The sequence below is a fragment of the Castellaniella sp. genome, assembly GCF_004321985.1.
GTDB lineage: Bacteria > Pseudomonadota > Gammaproteobacteria > Burkholderiales > Burkholderiaceae_B > Castellaniella.
In genome coordinates this window covers 17,282-35,475 of sequence record NZ_SCQN01000042.1, presented here as the reverse complement: position 1 = coordinate 35,475, position 18,194 = coordinate 17,282, and the positions used below count along the sequence as shown (strand labels likewise).

Here is an 18,194-nt window from a genome sequence, read left to right as displayed (position 1 = left end):
GATTCAGGGATGTGAAGAGAATGTCGAGGAAGAGATCGATCCAGCGGGCTAAAGATCCAGAATCAGGCGGTCGGACTTGCAGCGTGAACAGCAGGCCATCATACGGTCGTTCGTCTTGCGTTCGGAGGGATTCAGCACGCTGTCGCGGTGGTCGATGTCTCCCGAGAGGACGCTCACTTCGCAGGTGCCGCACAGACCCTCTTCGCAATCGCTCTGGACGTCGACATTGTTCAAGTGCAGCACTTCCAGGACCGTCTTGTGCGCGGGAACCTGGAGGACCAGGCCCGTGTTTCGCAACTCGATCTCGAAGGCCTTCTCGTGTGCCGGGTCCAGTTTCGGGGTGTCGTTTGTGAAGTGCTCGACGTGCAGCGCATCGGCGTGCCAGCCGGCCGCATCCACCGCCTGCTGCAGTGCCTCGAGCATCCTGACCGGGCCGCAGGCATAGATGCGGGTTGTGGCATCCGGGTGCGCCAGCAGCGAGGCGAAATCGTTGCGGCGACCCTCGTCGCTGAGGTGCAGCTGGAGCTTGTCGCCATGCAGGGTCTGGAGTTCCGTCAGGAAAGCGGCCTGAGATCGCGTGCGGCAGCTGTAGTGCAGCTCATAATCCTGTCCCGTGGAGCGGGCGTGCTGCGCCATTGCCATGATGGGCGTGATGCCGATGCCACCTGCAATCAGCAGGAGCCGGCCTCGCCTGTTGCCTTCTTCCATGCGGAAGTGGTTGCGCGGTCCGCGGACTCGCAGGGTGGCGCCCGTTCGGGCGTAGCGGTGAATCCATTTCGAGCCGCCACGGCTTTCCGGGTCATGAAGGACGGCGATTTCCCACTGGTAGGGGGCTTTTAAGTCGCCGCAGAGGGAGTATTGCCGGGAAAGCCCTGTGTCGCCGCACTCCACGTCGATATGGGCCCCTGGTGTCCAGTGTGGCAGCGGTTCGTTCTTGGGTGAGGCCAGGCGCAGCCGGACGATGCCGGGGGCGACGGGGTCGGAGGCCACGACCTTCAGCTTGCGGACGATGCTGCTGGCAAGCGGCCCGCCCAGGCGGATGTCCTGGTATCGTCCGACGATGGATGAGTCGCGCCGTTCGGGATTCTGCGCGGGGTCCCATTGGACCATCAGGTTTTGCGGGCCACGGAAGGCCAGGTTATGTACGTAGTGGAATTCCTGCGGCACGATTTCCATGTGCGGCAGGCGACGGGTCAGTTCGCCGATGATCACCTGCATTTCCATGCGGCCAATGTTCTTGCCCAGGCATTGGTGCGCGCCGAATCCGAAAGAAAGGTGCTCGATGGCGTTTTCGCGGCGGATGTCGAAAAAGTCCGGATCGCTGAAATGCCTTTGGTCATGGTTGGCCGAGTGGACCACCATCAGGATCCGTGAGCCGGCGGGGACCTTGACTCCCTCGAGTTCCACATCCTGCGTGGCGCGTCTGCGCCAGGACGCGATGGGGCCGTTGTGCCGCAGGCACTCTTCGACCGCCGGGGAGATCAGCGTGGGGTCTTCGCACAGGTCGTCCCAGGCGTCGCGGTGCTCCAGCAGCAGACGGATCGCGTTGGCGGTGGCAAACGACGTGGATTCGTGCGCCGCCACGATGATCGCCATCATCATGGAGTGGAGATACGAGTCGGTGACGACCTCTGGATACTCTTGCTGCTGGCGGATGGAGTAGCGCATCCAGCCTGGGCCGTCGGGAGTGCGCTTCATCTTTTCCAGGATCTCGCCAGACAGAGTCCAGAATTTCCCCACCAGATGAGCGACCTCGACGCGTTCCTGGGGCGTCGGGCGTCCAAATGCGTTTTTTGTGTGTGCGATGCAGAACTGATGCATTTTCTCGCGGTCTTCTTCATCGTCGATGCCCAGGAAGTGCAGGGCGACCGTGAAGGGGACCGCCCAGCACAGGTTTTTGAACAGATCGACTTGACCATCGTTGATGAAGCGGTCCACGGCCTCCGTCACGAGGCGCCGCACCATGGGTTCCTGCTTGTGCAGGTGCTCGGGTGTGAAGGGCGCCATCAGGGCGCGGCGGCGCGCCATGTGAATGGGCTCGTCTTCGTTGACCAGCGTGCGGTTCAGTGCGTAACCGTATGACTCCAGGATGGCATTGGCTTCCTCGCTGGGGGCGGCGAGCGATTCCAGCGCGATCGAGGGGCTGAACGCGTGGATGTCCCGGAAGATGTCCTTGATCGTCTGGTAACGCGTGACGACCCAGTAGCCAATCTTCGGGCTGTAGAAGATGGGAGCCTGTTCGCGTGCCCACCGAATGCTTTCGGAGGGGTTTTCCATGAAGGCATCGGTGAACGGATCGAACGATTCGGCGCGCTCACTGACGGGACATCCTGAAGCCTGAGCAGCGGGGGGCTGGTGGTGGGCGACGGGACAGACCAGGGTCTGGAAGTCGTGTGCGTCTTGAGTCATGGCTGCAAATTCCCACAATTGATCGATATCAATATTTTTTTGCGTAATCCTAACACGCAATGAGTAATTTCAATACGGGGTTTTCCCGCCCGGACCGGGCGCTGGACGGGCTCTATACTTGGCCCTGCTCAACCATCTTCTCTTCGAAAGGGCGTTTGCCCGCCCTCGGCCCCCATGACATCCACCACCGCCCAGAAGAAAGCCGGCACGCCGAGGCCCAGGCGCCAACGGGTCCAGTCGATTGCGACCGGCATGCGGATCCTCAAGGGACTCGCCCAGTTGGGCGGGCGCGCCAGCCTGACGGTTTTGTCCCGACACGTTGCGGAGAACCCTGCCAAAGTGCACAGGTACATCACCAGTCTCACAGAAGAAGGGCTGGTGTCGCAGGATCCGGCTTCGGCGCATTATCTGCTCGGCGCCGAGGCGATCCACGTGGGGCTTGCGGCCATGCGGCTGGCTGATCCGATCCGCGCAGCCGAGGCCGAACTGATCCATCTGCGGGAAAAGCTGGAAATGACCTGCTTCATCGCCGTGATGGGGAACAAGGGACCCACGATCGTGCGGTTCGAAGAGCCCGGCCTGCCGGTCACACTCAATGTCCGCGTGGGATCCGTACTACCGTTGCTCTGGTCCGCAACGGGGCGCGTGTGCTTGGGTTTTCTGGACGACTCCCGCGTATCCACCTTGGCTCAAGATGAGCTCGGACAAGCGTCTCCGGAAAGGCGGGTGCAGCTCGACCGGGCCGACCCCATCGGATGGATTCAGCGTGAAGTACGCTCTGCGGGGATGGCAATCGTCAGAGACACGAACCTGCAGGGCATCAGCGCAATTGCCGTCCCGATATTCGATTTTACGGAGCGTGCGCGGGCGATCCTGACCGTGTTGGGCACGACGGGCAGCTTCGACACAGCGGCCGATGGCGACGTGGCGACGCTGATGCTGGAGGTGGCGGAATCGATCAGCAGCTCACTGGGGCATTCAAGGAAGGCCTGAGGGGCCCTCCGGTTTCGTCACGCCCGCAGCCATCCCCGCCGGATCGCCCATGCGAATACCAAATGGTAGAACGGCTCTATGGTCCGGCGAAGCCGCGGTATCACATGGTGCCGTGCCGGTGCGGAAATCGCGGCGGCAACAATCGCCGTCACGAATGCCCCGATCATGTCCAGCGGCCAGTGCACGCCCAGGTAGATGCGAGCCCAGGCCACCAGCAGGCCGATGGCCCCGAGAATCAGGGCCGCACGGCGCCGTACCGGATGCAAGTACAGGCCGGCGCAGATTGCCCAGATGAAGCTCAGATGATTGCTCGGAAACGAGGCGGTGGCCTTGTGCGCCAGATACTGGTGGCCCAGCCCGATGGCGAATGGGCGCGGGTGGTACCAGACCTTTGCGATGGCCCAGGACAGCACCATGGCGATGATGGCTGCCAGGATCGCCTGCAGCAGCGCCTCGCGGCCCGCTGCGTCGGCGCGCACCCAGTTCAGCACCAGATACAGCGGAAACAGGTAGACCAGGGTGTTGGCCAGCAACCGCCCGATCAACAGATTGGTAGCGGTAGGGTCGCTGGCATTGATCCACAGAAACAGCGCTTGGTTCAGGTGTTCCATGATGCGGCGGGAGAAAACGGAGAGGGTATGCAGCATAGCATTTGCCCCATCCGAAGCAGGCTTGGACCGACCAGTGAGTTGCATCGGCTGGTTACACTCTGCGCCTCCACCCGGGGCGGACCGGGCATAATGCGAGGAGAATTTTGTCCGGAAAGAGGCTTTGCAAGGGCATGGAGCAGCATGATGTGGCAGGCGATGGTTTCGGGATGCTCGATTTTTTCGAGGTCATGCCCATGCCCTTGTGGCTGGAAGACTATAGCGAGTTGTACGCGCAGTTCGAACAGTGGCGGACGCAGGGGATCAGCGACCTGCGCGCCTGGCTGCACGAGGATTGGACGCGTGTGCAGCACTGTGCTCGTCTCATGCGCGTGTTGCGGGTCAATCGGCGCACGCTGGATCTCTATGAGGCAGGTTCCCAGGACGAGCTGATGGCGCGACTTCCCAGTGTGTTGCGTGACGACATGCTGGAAGGCTTCGCCGAAGAGCTGGTGCAGATGTGGGAGGGCCGGCGGACCTTCCACGGCAATACCTTCAACTACACCTTGTCGGGCATGCGCCTGGATCTGTCCCTGAAGGGCGTCATGCTGGCGGATGCCAACCGTCCCTGGGATCGGATCCTGGTGGCGATGGAAGACATCACGGAACTGCAGGACACGCGCCGTCAGGCCCAGACCAGCGCGGGCCTGGCGCGCGAGTTCTTCGAGCAGGCGCCCGTTTCCCTGTGGGTGGAGGACTTCAGCCAGATCAAGCACCTGCTCGACGAGCTGCGCTTGCAGGGGATCGTGGATTTCCGCACTTTCCTGGATGTGCACGGGGAGTTCGTGGACCGCTGCATGCAGGAGATCCGTGTCATTGACGTGAACAGCTACACGCTGAAGATGTACAAGGCCAATTCAAGGGCCGAGTTGCTGTCGCGGCTCGATGATGTCTTCCACGACGATATGCGCGATACCTTCGCCGAGCAACTGATCGAGCTCTGGGAAGGTCGCCTGTTTCACCTCAAGGAGGTCCGCAACCGGACGCTGCAGGGCGATCTGCTGCACATTCATCTGCAGCTTTCGGTCTTCAGTGGTCACGAAGGCGACTGGAGCATGGTGCTGCTGGCGCTCACCGACATCACGGCGCGCAAGAAGGCGGAAGCCTACCTGGAGTACCTGGGGCAGCACGATGTCCTGACCCAGTTGAAGAACCGCTCCTTTTTCGTGGACGAGCTGAGTCGGCTTACGCACAAGCGTGTCCAGCTGGTGGGCTTCATCGCACTGGATCTGAACAATCTGAAGCTGGCCAATGATCAGAGCGGCCATGCTGCCGGCGACGATCTGCTGCGCCGCTTCGGCGAGGTCCTGAACAAGGCGGTGGACCGTCCGGCGACCGCTGCACGCATCGGTGGCGACGAGTTCATGGTGCTGCTGCCCGGCATGGACGAGGCCGCCACCGAGGCGGTACTCGCCAACATTCGCTCGCTGGTCGAGCTGAACAACCAGTATTACAGCGGCTTGCCGCTCAGCGTCTCAGCCGGGATCGCCGTGTGCCGGGACCCGAAGATCCTCGAAAAGACCATGCGTATTGCCGACCGCGCCATGTACGAAGACAAGCGCCGCTACTACGATCAGCACGGGCGTCGTTCCGATGACTGGCGCGGAAATTCTGATCAGTGAGCCGCTGCGGTCTGCCAGTTCAAGGTGATCAGACCCGGCAAGTCCGCTGATTGCAGGATGCGATGGACCCGGTCCTGCCAGGCAGCCTTAAATTCCTGTTTCTGCTCTTGGCTGGCTTGGCCCGCCAGGATTCTTTGCAGCAGCGGCATGGTGTTGGGTGAAGGCGGCACTCCGCGGGCGCTGTAGGATACCGCCACGCTGGCGCCCGTGTCCTTGCGGGTGAACGCGACTTCCCCGGCGATATCGGCATTGAAGGACAGCAGGTTGCGCCGATCGTGTTGTCCGGCCAGTCCGTGAAAGCCGGTATCGGTGGTGGCACCGGTCACCAGGCTGGCCACGTTGGCGATCACGCCAGTCACTCCGCTATCGGCCGCGTCGCTGAATTCCACCTGGATGTTGCCACGCTCGGGATGGACGCCCGGGTAGAGCGCCTTCAGGGCGCTGACAGTCATCAGCCAGGCGCCGGCCACGGTCGGGCATGAATGGCCGGCCAGACGCACGGCGTCTTCGTAGCCGTATTCCATCAGGCCGTCGTCAGAGGCGCCCAGCAGCTCCGCCAGTCCGTCGTGCAGCACGATGCGGGGGGCTTGGGTGAAAAATGCAGGGAATGCCATATCATGGGCTCCGAAAGGCAAGTGATGACCCAGTGTAGGGCCGACGAGTATCTGAACCCCAGCTTAACCATGGGCAGCGTCTGGTCGTTCCAGGCGCAGCGTTGCCCGATGGTGTTGGTGGTCGCGGGAGGGTGGCGCTTTGCGGATGTCCCTAGTCTTCTATAAGACCGATGGAGCCGTAATGTCTTTGCGTGTAAGATGGGCCCGATGGCGTCCCGCGACGCCCGGATAAGTAGCCTGTCTGGCCGCTGCTTGCGGCCAACGGCCAGGCAGAGCACCGGAATCTTCCAGGAGGACATGCAATGGATCACGCGAACAGTTTTGGTGCGCGCGCAGACCTGGATGTGGGTGGGAAATCCTACCGCATCTACCGGCTGGACGCGTTGAAGCAACACGGGCTGAACCCGGAACGCCTGCCTTACGGGCTGAAGGTGTTGCTGGAGAACCTACTTAGAACCGAAGGCAGCGGCTCGGTCACGGCAGACGACATCCGGGCATTGGCCTCCTGGGATCCGAAGGCACAGCCCAGCCGGGAGATCGCCTTCACGCCAGCGCGGGTCATCCTGCAGGACTTCACCGGCGTGCCTGCGGTTGTCGATCTGGCTGCGGTCCGCGATGCCGTGAAGAAGCTTGGCGGCGACCCTGAGCGCGCGAACCCCGCTTCGCCCGTCGAACTTGTGATCGACCACTCGGTCATTGTGGAGGACTTTGGCCACAACGCCTCGTTCAAGCGCAACCAGGAAATCGAATATCGTCGCAATGCCGAGCGCTACAAGTTCCTGCGCTGGGGGCAGACGGCCTTTGACAATTTCCGCGTAGTACCACCCGATACCGGCATCGTGCATCAGGTGAACCTCGAACACCTGGCCCGTGGCGTGTTTACACACGAGGCCGACGGCGTGACCGAAGCCTACCCGGACACCTGTGTGGGAACGGACTCGCACACCCCCATGGTCAACGGGCTGGGCGTGGTGGCGTGGGGCGTGGGCGGCATCGAGGCCGAAGCCGCCATGCTGGGCCAGCCGATTTCCATGCTGATCCCGCGCGTGGTGGGCTTCAAGCTGAATGGGTCGCTGCCGGAGGGCACGACCGCGACCGACTTGGTCCTGACCATCACCGAAATGCTGCGCAAGCACGGGGTGGTGGGAAAATTCGTCGAATTCTATGGGCCGGGCGTGGCCTCGGTACCGCTCGCCAATCGAGCCACCATCGGCAACATGAGCCCGGAATATGGATCGACGATCTCCATCTTCCCCATCGACGACGAGACGCTGAATTATCTGCGCTTCACCGGCCGCCCGGAAGAGCAAGTCAGGCTGGTGGAAGCCTACGCCAAGGCGCAGGGCATGTGGCATGACCCGGCCCATGAACCCCAGTACTCCGAGACGCTGGAACTCGATCTGGGGACCGTGCAGCCGTCCATCGCCGGGCCGAAGCGCCCGCAGGACCGGATTGCCCTGTCAAATGCCGGACCCGCTTTCGGCAAGGCGCTGGCCGCTTTGCCCGGTTCGCCGAAATCGAACCCGGCGACCGTCAAGCCTTCGGCGGGTGGCGCCGCCTACCAGATCGACCATGGGGCGGTCGTCATTGCCGCCATCACGTCCTGCACCAACACCTCGAATCCCGCCGTCATGATGGCGGCGGGCCTGCTGGCCAAGAAGGCGGTGGAAAAGGGCTTGCACACCAAACCCTGGGTCAAGACCAGCCTGGCCCCAGGCTCCCGGGTGGTGACCGACTACTATGCCAAAGCCGGGCTCAATCCCTACATGGATCAACTGGGGTTCAACCTGGTGGGGTATGGCTGCACGACCTGTATCGGCAATTCGGGCCCGCTGATCCCGGAAGTCTCCGAGGCTGTCCAGGCCAACGACCTGGCTGTCTGCTCGGTGCTTTCGGGCAACCGCAACTTCGAGGGGCGCATCCACTCCGAAGTCAAGATGAACTACCTGATGTCTCCGCCGCTGGTGGTGGCCTATGCGCTGGCCGGTCGCATGGATGTCGATCTGGCCAGTACGCCGCTGGGTCAGGGATCGGATGGCAAGGACGTCTATCTGCGCGACATCTGGCCGACGTCGGCCGAAGTCCAGGCTGTCATCCAGTCGTCCATCACCGCCGACATGTACACGCGCGGCTATTCCAACGTGTTCGACGGCGGCGCCAGCTGGAAGGATCTGCCTACACCAGAGGGCGAACTCTACAGCTGGGATGAGTCCTCGACCTACATCCGCAACCCGCCGTACTTCGAAGGCATGGGACGCAAGCCTGATCCCGTGACCGACATCAAGAGCGCGCGGGTGCTCGCCCTGCTGGGTGATTCGGTGACCACGGACCACATCAGCCCGGCCGGCACCATCGCGAAGGATTCTCCGGCGGCAGCCTATCTGACGGCTCGGGGCATCGCGCCCAAGGACTTCAATTCCTACGGTTCCCGCCGCGGCAACCACGAGATCATGATTCGCGGGACCTTTGCGAACGTACGCCTGCGCAATCAGATCGCTCCGGGAACGGAAGGCGGCTGGACGCGCGACTTTACCCAGGATGGCGCACCGGTGACGACCATCTTCGAGGCCTCCGAACACTACCTGAAGGCTGGCACACCGCTGGTCATCCTGGCTGGCAAGGAATACGGCTCGGGCTCGTCGCGCGACTGGGCGGCCAAGGGCACGGTCCTGCTCGGGGTTCACGCCGTGATTGCCGAATCCTACGAGCGCATTCACCGCTCCAACCTGATCGGCATGGGAGTGCTGCCGCTGCAGTTCCCGGAAGGCCAAAACGCATCGACTCTGGGGATTCGCGGCAAGGAGACCTTCGAGATCACAGGCGTGACGGCCCTGAATGACGGCCAGATGCCGAAGACTGTCCACGTGAAGGCTGGCGCCGTGGAGTTCGACGCCGTCGTGCGCATCGATACGCCGACTGAGGCAGACTACTATCGCCACGGAGGGATCCTGCAGTATGCGATCCGCAACCTGCTGAACTGAGCGGGTATCCTTGTCGGTAGCAAGAAGCGGGCCTGGGCCCGCTTCTTGCTGTCTGCCGCCCGCCGGATTCCGACCGACGGCAGGCCCATGGCAAAGGCGGCGAATCAGTCGCCCATCAGGCTGAAGGTGTCGGGATCGGGGCCGATGCGGCCGCTGGGGTCGTCCAACGTGGCGATCCTGCTCATCTCGGCATCGGTCAGGTGCAGGTTCCAGAGTCCGAAGTTTTCCCGGATGCGCGCCGCATGGGCGGACTTCGGGATCACCATGTGGCCCATCTGGATGTGCCAGCGCAGCGTGATCTGGGCGGCAGTGCACTGGTGGGCGTGTGCCAGCTCCAGGATCACCGGATCCAGCAGCATCTGGCCGCGCCCGAGCGGGCTCCATGCCTCGGTCTGAATGCCACGGGCCTTGTGGTAGGCACGCAGTTCGGACTGTTGAAAGTGGGGGTGGAGCTCGATCTGGTTGACGGCGGGCATGACCCCTGTGCCGTCCAGCAATTGCTGCAGGTGGCTGATCTGGAAGTTGCAGACCCCGATGGATTTGGCCCGGCCTTCATCGCGCAGCTGGATGAGCGCTTCCCAGGCCTGCAGATATTGTTTTTGTTTGGGGACCGGCCAGTGGATCAGGTACAGGTCCACGTAATCCAGTTGCATGCGGTCCAGACTTTCCTGGAATGCAGACTTTGTACTATCGTGCCCATGGCGGTTGTTCCAGACCTTGGTGGCCACGAACAGCTCCGAACGCGGCACTCCGCACTGTGCGATAGCCTGGCCGACTTCGGTTTCGTTATGGTAGATGTAGGCAGTGTCTATGGATCGGTAACCGGCTTCGACGGCAGCCTGGGTGGCGGAAACGGTCTCCTCGGGCTTCAGCTGCCAGGTGCCGAAGCCCAGTTGTGGCGCACGGTTCCCGTCATGGAAGGTCAGATACGGCTGGTTGGTGGACATTGGGGCCTCCGTGTTCATCATTATTCTGGAGTGGATCAAATGAGTGTACATAGTCAAAGTCAGCGCGTCACTGTGCCCCAGCTGATGGCTTGCAAAGGCTCACAAAAGATTGCGGCGCTGACCGCCTACATTGCGCCCATTGCGCGCCTGCTCGACGATGCTCTGGACATGATCCTGGTGGGGGATTCCACGGCCATGGTGGGCTATGCGCTGCCTGATACGCTGTCGATCTCAGTATCGACGATGACGGCCCATGCCGCAGCCGTGGTACGGGCCACGCATCATGCCTGCGTGATCGTGGACATGCCTTTCGGCAGCTATCAGCAGTCGCCCGCACAGGCCTTTGCCAATGCGGCCGCCATGCTGGCCGGCAGCGGCGTTTCCGGCGTCAAGCTCGAGGGCGGCGCAGCGCTGGCCGAGACTACCAGGTTCCTGGTGGATCGCGGCATCCCGGTCCTGGCTCATGTGGGCCTGATGCCGCAGTACATGAATGTCATGGGCGGGTTCAAGGCCCAGGGCATGACCCAGATGGCGGCCGACCGCATCCTGGCGGATGCACGCGCCCATGCTGATGCGGGGGCCTTTGGTGTGGTGCTCGAGGGTATCAGCGAGCCGCTGGCGCGCCAGATTACCGAGGCGCTGGCGATTCCCACCATCGGAATCGGGGCTTCGCCGCGCTGCGACGGCCAGATCCTGGTCACCGAGGACATTCTGGGCCTGAGCGGCGACCGGATCCCGAAGTTCGCACAGCGTTTCGGGGATGCGGCCACCGTGATCCGCGAAGCAGCGCAGCGCTATGCGCAATCCGTGCGGGAAGAGACGTTTCCGACGTTAGATCAGTGTTTCGGTGTCCGGCCTCTGGGGTAATATCTAATCGTCGATCCGTGATGATCGTCTGCGTCTTTCATCCTGTGCTGTCGTGTCAGGTTTTCTATGGAAATTCGCCAGCTCGAGGCGTTCAATGCGGTGGTGACCAGCGGCAACGTGACATCCGCCGGGCGGATGTTGGGCCGCTCACAGCCCGTCGTCAGCCGGCAGATCAGCGACCTCGAGGCTGAACTCGGTTTCGTGCTCTTTGAGCGCACCCGCCCGACGATCACCCTGACGGCCCATGGCGCCGAATTCTATCAGGAATCCCGCGGGGTTCTGGTGGATCTGCAACAGCTGGAGTCGCGCGCCCGCGACATGCGCAGCGGTCATGTACGCCCCCTGCAATTTCTCGTCTCCACGGACCTGGCGCGTGGGCTGCTGCCCGAGGCGCTGGCGCGCATGAACCGCTTCGGGCCGGTCTTCCGCCAGCGGCTGATCGTGGACGAGGTCGTTCACGAAACCACGGCGACGGAGATCCTGGAAAGCCAGGCGGATTTTGCATTCGTCAGCCTGCCGATTGCGGGGGAGGCCCTGCATGTGCATTGGTGTGGCCAGGCACCTTGCCAACTGGCATTGCCCAGCTTTCACCCATTGGCTGCGCAGGAAATCATCAAGCTCGAGGATATTTTCGATACGGATGTGATCACCTTGCTGAGCCGCTACCGGATGCGTTATCACCTGACGCACAGTCTGGCGCGGGCCACTGCCGGCCAGACCCGACGTCACATCGAGGTCGGCAGTCAGCGCTCGGCGCTGTCCATGGTTCATGCCGGACTGGGGGTTGCGCTGATGGATCCGTTTTCAATTTGCGGGGTATCGCTCGATGGCGTCGTCCTGCGTCCGTTGGTGGCGGACATTCCGTATCGGATCGGTGTGGTGTCGCAGGCCTCGCGTGAACTGACCGAGGACGCCCAGCGCATCATCGTCGGGATACACCGCCATGTCATGGATGCGATTCCAGGGTATGTCGATACCGATCCCAATGGGCTGCCCATCAGCGAGATTCGCCGTTCTGTGATGCCAGGCGCTGTCTGAACCTCTCCCGCGCCGGGTACGGCGCAAGCCCGTACGCAGCGGGTCATTCTGGAACTCTTTCACCGCATCCGGGTCATAACGTGCGGTAACTTCATTCTTTTGTCTCCGGAGTGAATGCTGGTGGCTCCGGACGAGGAGCTATTCATGAACTCACAAAATCTGCGTTTCGCACAATTTCGCGTGGCCGTCCTCGCGTCGGCATTGATGCTGGGGTGCGCCTTCGTCGCGGTCCCGGTGTTTGCCGCGTCTGCAGGCGGCAATCAGGACGTGCTGTCAGCCCAGTCAGTGGGCGGCGTGTCCTACCTGAACGGCGGCATCGGTGAGGCCGAGCAGGCGCAGATGCGCCGCGATGTGCATGGCTGGCCGCTGCACATGACTTTTTCGGAAGGCAAGGCCGGCGCCTTCGTGGCTGATGCGCAGGTGACCATCACCGACAAGGCGGGCAAGACGGTCTTCACGCTGAGTGGCGCAGGCCCGCTGACCTATGTGAAGTTGTCGCCGGGAAACTACCATGTCGTGGCCACCCACAACGGCAAGAGCCTGTCCCGTCGGGTCCATGTGGGCCGCAAGAGCGAGAATCTCTATTTCCGCTGGTGATCAGCGTTCCGATCAGGCCGCCCGCCAGCAGTGGTGGGCGGCCTGAAGATGAAGACTGCCTAGCCCTAGCCTCGCACAGCGCAGTTGCGCGCCAGGATCGTGTTGACGTGTCCACCGGCGCCGGCGGCGCCTCTGACTGAGTCGGAACGCGTGAGCATGTTGCCGTTCACTTTTTCGGCGGTATCCACCGTGAACTGGCCCGTCGTCCAGACGTATCCGTTACCCGTGAACGTATCCCCTACCAGATTGGCTTTGCTGTTGGTATCGCGCGTCATGGGGATGGCTTGGTCGTCGTAGATGACCTGCGCAGTCACCGGGCTGGTTCCCTGGAAGGTGTACTGCACTTCCAGATTCACCCCACGCTCGCCCCGCACGTGGCATTGGTAGTGTACGGTCTTCTGTACGAGCTGGTTGTCGGCGTTCGGGTTGTGTTGTGGCGTGGTGGAACATGCGGCCAGCGTGACGCAAAGAGCGGCGCCAGCGGAGGCTGTCAGATAACGTTTGATCATAATGATTGCACTCCTCGGCCCCTGAAAAAGTTGGGGACCTCATGTTGGCTTATAGCATCGCGACTCGAAAATTCTGTGAATGTGGTGTGTCAAAGCTTCACAGTCTGGGGCTGAGTCTGTCAGAGGTTTCCGGAACGCAGAGCCCGTCGACCAGGACATGTGGCGGACCTGGCGGCGCGGTTTCCACACGAGCCTTCACTTGATAGACGTCGGCCAGCGTTTGCGGCGTGATCACGGCGGTGGGGGCTCCGCAGGCTGCCAGGGCGCCATCCTGAATCAGCAGCGCTTCGTCGCTGTGCTGCAGGGCCATGTCCAGGTCGTGCAGCACGATCAGGGTGACCAGATCCTGGTCGCGAGTTTCCCGCGCCAGCAGATCCATGACGTGCCATTGGTGGTGCAGATCCAACGCGGATAGCGGCTCGTCCAGCAGCAGCATCCGGGGCCGGCGGATCAGCGCTTGCGCGAGCCCGGCAAGCTGCTTTTGCCCTCCGGACAGCTGATCCAGATAGTGCATGCCCAGGTGTGCGATGCCGAGTCGCTGCAGCAGGTCGGCGGCCTGGCCCGCGTCTGCGACTGGCGCTACAGGATCGGGGGCCGATGCGTGTGCCGCTACCAGGACGGACTCGAGTACGCGCAGGTGTGCGGCAGCCGGCAGAGACTGCGGCAAGTACGCGACCTGCTGCGCGCGACGCGCGGGCGGCAGGTGCGTGATGTCCGTTCCGCCCAGCAGGATCTGGCCGCCCAACGGCCGGAGCAGACCGGCAAGCGCTTTGAGCAGAGTGGACTTTCCACTGCCGTTTGGGCCCAGCAGCGCGATGATGCGGCCTGCCGGAAGCGGGCCCGCCGATAGCGACCGGATGACGGGTCGCCGAGAGTAGCCGACGGACAGGTGGCGGATTTCGAGCATCGTCATCTCAGGGGACGGCGCAGCACCACCGCCAGGAAGAATGGCACCCCGATGAGCGAGGTCACGATTCCCACGGGGATGACGATGCCCGGAACGATGTTCCGGGAGGCGACCGACGCCAGCGACAGGATGATGCCGCCCACCAGTGCGCTCCCCGGCAGGTAGAAGCGGTGGTCTTCGCCGAACAGCCGGCGGGCGATGTGGGGAGCAATCAGGCCGACAAACCCGATCGTACCGGCAAAGGATACGGCCAGCGCGGCCAGCAGGCTGATGCGGACCAGTGCGGTGAGCCGCAGGCGCGATACGTCGATGCCGAAGCTGGCCGCCCGGTCTTCCCCCAGGCGCAGCGCCGTGAGTTTCCAGGTGTCGCGAAGCGCGAGCGGCAGCAGCAGAGCGAAAGTCCCGATCAGGAGGGCGATTCTGGTCCAGGATGCGCGTGACAGGCTGCCCATGGTCCAGAAGACCAGGTTCTGCAGCGCCTGTGCGCTGGCGACGTACTGGATCAGCGAGACCACCGCGTTGAATGAAAACACGAGTGCGATGCCGAACAGGACCAGCCCCGAGGCTGCCAGGCCACCCCATCGCGCCACCGCATCCAGCACCAGCGCCGAGCCTAGTGCGAAGACGAACGCGTTGACGGACACCATCCACGACTGGGGAATGCCGGGCAGCGACAGGCCCAGCACGATTGCCAGCGACGCACCCAGCGCCGCAGCCGATGAAACTCCCAGTGTAAAGGGGCTGGCCAGCGGATTGTCCAGAATGGTCTGCATCTCCGCCCCGGCGTGGCCTAGCGCGAGGCCGATGGCGACGGCCATGAACGCGTACGGCAGACGAATGGTCCAGACGATGGCACGGGTCGTCGGGTCCGTCTCACCGGGGTGGACCAGTGCGTGGGCCAGGTCCGGCCAGCCCAGGCCGGATGGTCCCAGCATGAAATCCGCCGTCATGGATGCCAGGATGACGACGGCGAGTCCCGCCATCAACCACCCCCGCCGGTGCAGCACGGTCCTGTATTGCGACAGGTTCCGTTCGCGGAGCAGCGAGGGTGTGTGAGGGTCCATGGCGGTTCATTTCCTCGGCGGGCTGCAATCAGGCGGGTCGTGGCAGGATGCCGTCCAACAGGAAATCGGCCAGGTGGAAGCTGATGATTTCCGGTCCGTTTTCCGGTTTGAAGGTCACGTCATGCGCGCTGGTCTGGCACAGCCACGCCCGCTGCGTCCTGGGCTTCGTGTCGGCCAGCGCCTGGATCGAGAATAGTCCCACACACAAGCCAGGTTTCGTGTCGCGCGCCGAGGGGTATTCAAAGGCCAATACGCCGGCCGCGCGCATGTCGGTGCCCAGTGCCTGGGTTTCCCGGTAGTCGCTCCGGTGGGCCAGCTGCGCCGCATGGCTGGCAAAGGGCGGAAACTGGAGCTGTATGCCCTGTGGCGTCCGGTAGCCTGTCGTGAAGAGTGTGTGCTGGCTGTGAATGGCAGCCTTCGGGGCGGGCTGCGCCATGGATAAGAAGAAGACGAAGCGGTAGTACGCCGCTTCGGCAAGCGTGGTGTGCGTGCTGAGCCCGCCATACAGGAGGCTGGGTTCATCCGCGTGGCCGAACCGGGATCCCCAAGTGAGCGGGGGATACCTGAAGGGTGTCCGCAGCAGGTAGTGATGACGCCCACTGTCGGGCGGCCACGCGGGCTTGGATCCCTCCAGCAGCGACTCCAGGACGGCCTGTTCTTCAAGCGTATCCACGTAGTCCAGCGTGGCGATTGCCTGCTGGCTCTCGACCAGACGGTGCAGGGTCCCCCGGATGGTGTGGATAGCCTGCGTCCCATTGCACTGCGACCAGATCAAATCTTGCCCCGCATGGCATCGACGAAACGCAGGACCGTCATCAGGCCCTGGATCGTGGTGATCTGTTCGGACGGTATGCCGCCCGTCAGATGGTTGGGTGTCTGCATGAAGTGGCGCATCCACTGGAGATCCCCGCCTGTCAGCGCAAACAGGGCGCGAGCGATCCGGATGAGCAGCAGCGCGAGCTCACCCTGCTTGGTGTCCGGGTCCAATGATTGTGCGGATTTCATCCGGCTGACTCCCGTGCGGTGCAGGCCCAACACGGCCGCCAGCTGGGCCTGGCGCAGCCCGAGCTGGTCGGCCGCCCGCAGGACGGCCTTGGCGAGCACGGCGTCCGGGGAGGGGACAGGTTTCGGCTGTGCGGTCATGGTGATTTCATGAGTGTTACTAGAGCACATTTTAGATGAAAATGTGCTATCTGCACAGCATGTGCCCTGTCGCCCCGTCTTCTGAGGAAATCGGCTCTCAGTTGCTGAGCCGAGCCACCCAGGCCAGATAGCTATCAACGAACTTGGACAGAAATTCGCGTACGGAATCGTCGGTCACCGAGGCGTCTTCGGCGATCAGGCCGTCGTGGTAGCGCACGAAGGCCTCAGGCTGGGCCAGCATGTACACATCCACGAAAACGCAGATGTTGCGCAGGTGCTGTTGCGCCAGCGCTGTCGAAATAGCGCCTGTTGACGCGCCGATGACGGCACCCGGCTTGCCGGCGAACGAGTTCGTCCCCCAGGGGCGCGACGCAATGTCGATGGCGTTTTTCAGCACCGAGGGAACGGAGCGGTTGTTCTCAGGCGTGACGAAGAGCACGGCGTCGGCGGAGTGGATGTCTTCCTTGAGCCGGTTGTACGCAGGCGGGTAGCTGCTGTCCATGTCGCGGTTGTAGACCGGAAGGTCATCCATTCGGACGAAGCGGAACTCCGCTCGTTGGCCGGCCAGTTTTTCCAGCGCGCGCGCCAGCTTGCGGTTGATTGAGTCCTTGCTCAGGCTGCCGACCAGAACGGCGATGACGGGGCGTTGCTTGCTCATGAGTGATTCCTTTCAGATGAGTATGATGGCATTGCGCGGCCTGATGTTGTCGTGGGGCGCACAAAGCGGATTCAAGAGTAGTTCTTTGCGCCGAATTTGTCCTGACACCTATGTCGATCGTATGGATGCGACAATCACCGGAAGGGGTCAGAATGACCCTGAGGGGATGATGCCCATGGATGGCCGGAGGATGGTTTGTCACTGATCGCGGTTTACCGCCCCAGATCCAATTCCGAAGCACTGGTCGTGGCGGCACTCATGCAGGCGCACGGGGTCGCACATGTCATGCAGGGTGGCGCTTTCAGCAGCATGTATCCGGGGGCGTTGAGCACCAGCCTGAATGCGCAAACGCTGTTGGTCGAAGATGATCAGGCGGATTTCGCCCGGGCCCTGCTGGCCGGGTTTCTGAATCAGGAAGGCGTGGCCTCATGATCTGTCTTGCGGGTTGCGCCGTTCCTGGTGGATCACGATGGCAGCGCCCAGCAGAGATCCCAGCGCCAGGGCGTACCATGTGATTGCGTACTGCAGGTGGTGGTTGTAGAAGTGGGTCCGTGTCAGACCGGACACCGGTTGGCTGCCGGCCGGGCCAGCGCCGGCATCCACGAAATACGGTGCCACCCGGTCCGGCGCCAGCCCTTCGGACCGTGCTATGGCGGCAACGTCGCGTGAGTACCAGCGGCTGGCTTTGGGCCGGTTCGGCCTCAGGAATCCGCCGCCCGGTTCCGAGAATCGCAGCAGTCCGGTGATCCTGACGGGACCAGCGGGGGCATCCGCCCGCGCGAAGGCGGGGGTTTCAGGCAGGCCACCGGACACGTGGCCGCGATTCACCATTACGATGAAACCTCGTTCGGTTGCCAGCGGCGTCATGACCCAGTAGCCGTAGCCTTTTTCGCTGGCGCCGTGCACCAGCGTCTGCCGGCCCGGCAGATAGTGGCCTTCCAGATACACGTGCAGATATTGCAGGTGTCCGGCCTGAATGCGTGACCAGTCGGACGGGCCCGGTGTGAGCACTGGCGTTGCATGAGCCCGGGTCGTCACGTCGTGGATCAGAGCCAGTTTCCAGGCCAGGCGGTGGACCTGCCAGTTTCCCAGCAGCACGAACCCGGCGCAGGCCGCCAGCAGCAGTGTCAGCCACAGCAGGAAGCTGGTTCGCAAACCGGATCGGGGAGCCGGCCGTACTGGCGAGGGTGGACTTTGC

The 18,194-nt window shown here is 62.9% G+C and carries 18 protein-coding genes; 7 read left to right on the top strand and 11 right to left on the bottom strand.

The genetic code is table 11. The features are described from left to right. Positions 1-48: 48 nt before the first annotated feature. On the bottom strand, positions 49-2,409 hold the full coding sequence (locus EPN31_RS09275; RefSeq protein WP_291772341.1) for a cytochrome P450/oxidoreductase: 2,361 nt from the start codon (positions 2,407-2,409) through the stop codon (positions 49-51). 174 nt (positions 2,410-2,583) lie between these two features. Between EPN31_RS09275 and EPN31_RS09270 the strand changes: the two genes are divergently transcribed. Continuing rightward, a complete protein-coding gene (locus EPN31_RS09270) occupies positions 2,584-3,402 on the top strand; it encodes an IclR family transcriptional regulator (protein ID WP_291772338.1) in 819 nt (272 codons plus the stop codon). A gap of 17 nt (positions 3,403-3,419) precedes the next feature. Here the strand turns inward: EPN31_RS09270 and EPN31_RS09265 are convergent, their stop codons facing one another. Further along, on the bottom strand, positions 3,420-4,049 hold the full coding sequence (locus EPN31_RS09265) for a phosphatase PAP2 family protein (RefSeq protein WP_291772335.1): 630 nt from the start codon (positions 4,047-4,049) through the stop codon (positions 3,420-3,422). Positions 4,050-4,183: 134 nt separating this feature from the next. Between EPN31_RS09265 and EPN31_RS09260 the strand changes: the two genes are divergently transcribed. Next, entirely contained in the window at positions 4,184-5,671 is a 1,488-nt protein-coding gene (locus EPN31_RS09260) for a sensor domain-containing diguanylate cyclase (RefSeq protein WP_291772332.1), read from the top strand. Here the strand turns inward: EPN31_RS09260 and EPN31_RS09255 are convergent. Next, entirely contained in the window at positions 5,665-6,285 is a 621-nt protein-coding gene (locus EPN31_RS09255) for an FmdE family protein (protein WP_291772329.1), read from the bottom strand. The genes EPN31_RS09260 and EPN31_RS09255 overlap by 7 nt on opposite strands. 302 nt (positions 6,286-6,587) lie before the next feature. Here EPN31_RS09255 and acnA point away from each other — a divergent pair, with 302 nt between their 5' ends. Beyond that, a complete protein-coding gene (gene acnA, locus EPN31_RS09250) occupies positions 6,588-9,266 on the top strand; it encodes an aconitate hydratase AcnA (protein WP_291772327.1) in 2,679 nt (892 codons plus the stop codon). Positions 9,267-9,370: 104 nt separating this feature from the next. Here the strand turns inward: acnA and EPN31_RS09245 are convergent, their stop codons facing one another. Further along, positions 9,371-10,213: an aldo/keto reductase gene (locus EPN31_RS09245; protein ID WP_291772325.1), complete on the bottom strand. Its 843-nt coding sequence runs from the start codon at positions 10,211-10,213 to the stop codon at positions 9,371-9,373. A 39-nt stretch (positions 10,214-10,252) separates the two neighbouring features. Here EPN31_RS09245 and panB point away from each other — a divergent pair, with 39 nt between their 5' ends. From panB to EPN31_RS09230, 3 genes are all read left to right on the top strand, one after another. Beyond that, positions 10,253-11,080, top strand: a complete 828-nt coding sequence (gene panB / locus EPN31_RS09240) for a 3-methyl-2-oxobutanoate hydroxymethyltransferase (protein ID WP_291772323.1) — start codon at positions 10,253-10,255, stop codon at positions 11,078-11,080. Between the two features lie 66 nt (positions 11,081-11,146). After that, positions 11,147-12,118, top strand: a complete 972-nt coding sequence (locus EPN31_RS09235; protein ID WP_291772320.1) for a LysR family transcriptional regulator — start codon at positions 11,147-11,149, stop codon at positions 12,116-12,118. A 144-nt stretch (positions 12,119-12,262) separates the two neighbouring features. Beyond that, positions 12,263-12,715 carry a hypothetical protein gene (locus EPN31_RS09230; protein WP_291772318.1) on the top strand — a complete coding sequence of 151 codons (453 nt, stop codon included), beginning with the start codon at positions 12,263-12,265 and terminating at the stop codon, positions 12,713-12,715. A gap of 65 nt (positions 12,716-12,780) precedes the next feature. On the opposite strand, the gene EPN31_RS09225 is transcribed toward EPN31_RS09230, so the two are convergent. From EPN31_RS09225 to EPN31_RS09200, 6 genes are all read right to left on the bottom strand, one after another. After that, positions 12,781-13,224: a hypothetical protein gene (locus EPN31_RS09225; RefSeq protein ID WP_291772315.1), complete on the bottom strand. Its 444-nt coding sequence runs from the start codon at positions 13,222-13,224 to the stop codon at positions 12,781-12,783. Between the two features lie 97 nt (positions 13,225-13,321). Beyond that, on the bottom strand, positions 13,322-14,131 hold the full coding sequence (locus tag EPN31_RS09220) for an ABC transporter ATP-binding protein (RefSeq protein WP_291772312.1): 810 nt from the start codon (positions 14,129-14,131) through the stop codon (positions 13,322-13,324). A 2-nt stretch (positions 14,132-14,133) separates the two neighbouring features. Further along, positions 14,134-15,195, bottom strand: a complete 1,062-nt coding sequence (locus EPN31_RS09215; protein WP_291772309.1) for an iron ABC transporter permease — start codon at positions 15,193-15,195, stop codon at positions 14,134-14,136. A gap of 28 nt (positions 15,196-15,223) precedes the next feature. Next, positions 15,224-15,970, bottom strand: coding sequence for an RES family NAD+ phosphorylase (locus EPN31_RS09210; protein WP_291772306.1), 747 nt, complete (start codon positions 15,968-15,970; stop codon positions 15,224-15,226). Beyond that, positions 15,967-16,338 (bottom strand): antitoxin Xre-like helix-turn-helix domain-containing protein, encoded by a 372-nt coding sequence (locus EPN31_RS09205; RefSeq protein ID WP_291772303.1) that lies wholly within the window; start codon positions 16,336-16,338, stop codon positions 15,967-15,969. The genes EPN31_RS09210 and EPN31_RS09205 overlap by 4 nt, the downstream gene beginning before the upstream one ends. Before the next feature lie 97 nt (positions 16,339-16,435). After that, entirely contained in the window at positions 16,436-16,996 is a 561-nt protein-coding gene (locus EPN31_RS09200) for an NADPH-dependent FMN reductase (protein WP_291772301.1), read from the bottom strand. Between the two features lie 195 nt (positions 16,997-17,191). Here EPN31_RS09200 and EPN31_RS09195 point away from each other — a divergent pair, with 195 nt between their 5' ends. Beyond that, positions 17,192-17,428: a DUF2007 domain-containing protein gene (locus tag EPN31_RS09195; RefSeq protein WP_291772299.1), complete on the top strand. Its 237-nt coding sequence runs from the start codon at positions 17,192-17,194 to the stop codon at positions 17,426-17,428. Here EPN31_RS09195 and EPN31_RS09190 read toward each other — a convergent pair. Continuing rightward, positions 17,423-18,151 carry an SURF1 family protein gene (locus tag EPN31_RS09190; protein ID WP_291772297.1) on the bottom strand — a complete coding sequence of 243 codons (729 nt, stop codon included), beginning with the start codon at positions 18,149-18,151 and terminating at the stop codon, positions 17,423-17,425. The genes EPN31_RS09195 and EPN31_RS09190 overlap by 6 nt on opposite strands. Positions 18,152-18,194 lie beyond the last annotated feature (43 nt).

What these genes read in the sequence shown, in the direction of transcription:
- EPN31_RS09275 (WP_291772341.1), bottom strand. Translation starts at nt 2,409, where the DNA reads ATGACTCAAGACGCACACGACTTCCAGACCCTGGTCTGTCCCGTCGCC.
- EPN31_RS09270 (WP_291772338.1), top strand. Translation starts at nt 2,584, where the DNA reads ATGACATCCACCACCGCCCAGAAGAAAGCCGGCACGCCGAGGCCCAGG.
- EPN31_RS09265 (WP_291772335.1), bottom strand. Translation starts at nt 4,049, where the DNA reads ATGCTGCATACCCTCTCCGTTTTCTCCCGCCGCATCATGGAACACCTG.
- EPN31_RS09260 (WP_291772332.1), top strand. Translation starts at nt 4,184, where the DNA reads ATGGAGCAGCATGATGTGGCAGGCGATGGTTTCGGGATGCTCGATTTT.
- EPN31_RS09255 (WP_291772329.1), bottom strand. Translation starts at nt 6,285, where the DNA reads ATGGCATTCCCTGCATTTTTCACCCAAGCCCCCCGCATCGTGCTGCAC.
- acnA (WP_291772327.1), top strand. Translation starts at nt 6,588, where the DNA reads ATGGATCACGCGAACAGTTTTGGTGCGCGCGCAGACCTGGATGTGGGT.
- EPN31_RS09245 (WP_291772325.1), bottom strand. Translation starts at nt 10,213, where the DNA reads ATGTCCACCAACCAGCCGTATCTGACCTTCCATGACGGGAACCGTGCG.
- panB (WP_291772323.1), top strand. Translation starts at nt 10,253, where the DNA reads ATGAGTGTACATAGTCAAAGTCAGCGCGTCACTGTGCCCCAGCTGATG.
- EPN31_RS09235 (WP_291772320.1), top strand. Translation starts at nt 11,147, where the DNA reads ATGGAAATTCGCCAGCTCGAGGCGTTCAATGCGGTGGTGACCAGCGGC.
- EPN31_RS09230 (WP_291772318.1), top strand. Translation starts at nt 12,263, where the DNA reads ATGAACTCACAAAATCTGCGTTTCGCACAATTTCGCGTGGCCGTCCTC.
- EPN31_RS09225 (WP_291772315.1), bottom strand. Translation starts at nt 13,224, where the DNA reads ATGATCAAACGTTATCTGACAGCCTCCGCTGGCGCCGCTCTTTGCGTC.
- EPN31_RS09220 (WP_291772312.1), bottom strand. Translation starts at nt 14,131, where the DNA reads ATGCTCGAAATCCGCCACCTGTCCGTCGGCTACTCTCGGCGACCCGTC.
- EPN31_RS09215 (WP_291772309.1), bottom strand. Translation starts at nt 15,195, where the DNA reads ATGGACCCTCACACACCCTCGCTGCTCCGCGAACGGAACCTGTCGCAA.
- EPN31_RS09205 (WP_291772303.1), bottom strand. Translation starts at nt 16,338, where the DNA reads ATGACCGCACAGCCGAAACCTGTCCCCTCCCCGGACGCCGTGCTCGCC.
- EPN31_RS09200 (WP_291772301.1), bottom strand. Translation starts at nt 16,996, where the DNA reads ATGAGCAAGCAACGCCCCGTCATCGCCGTTCTGGTCGGCAGCCTGAGC.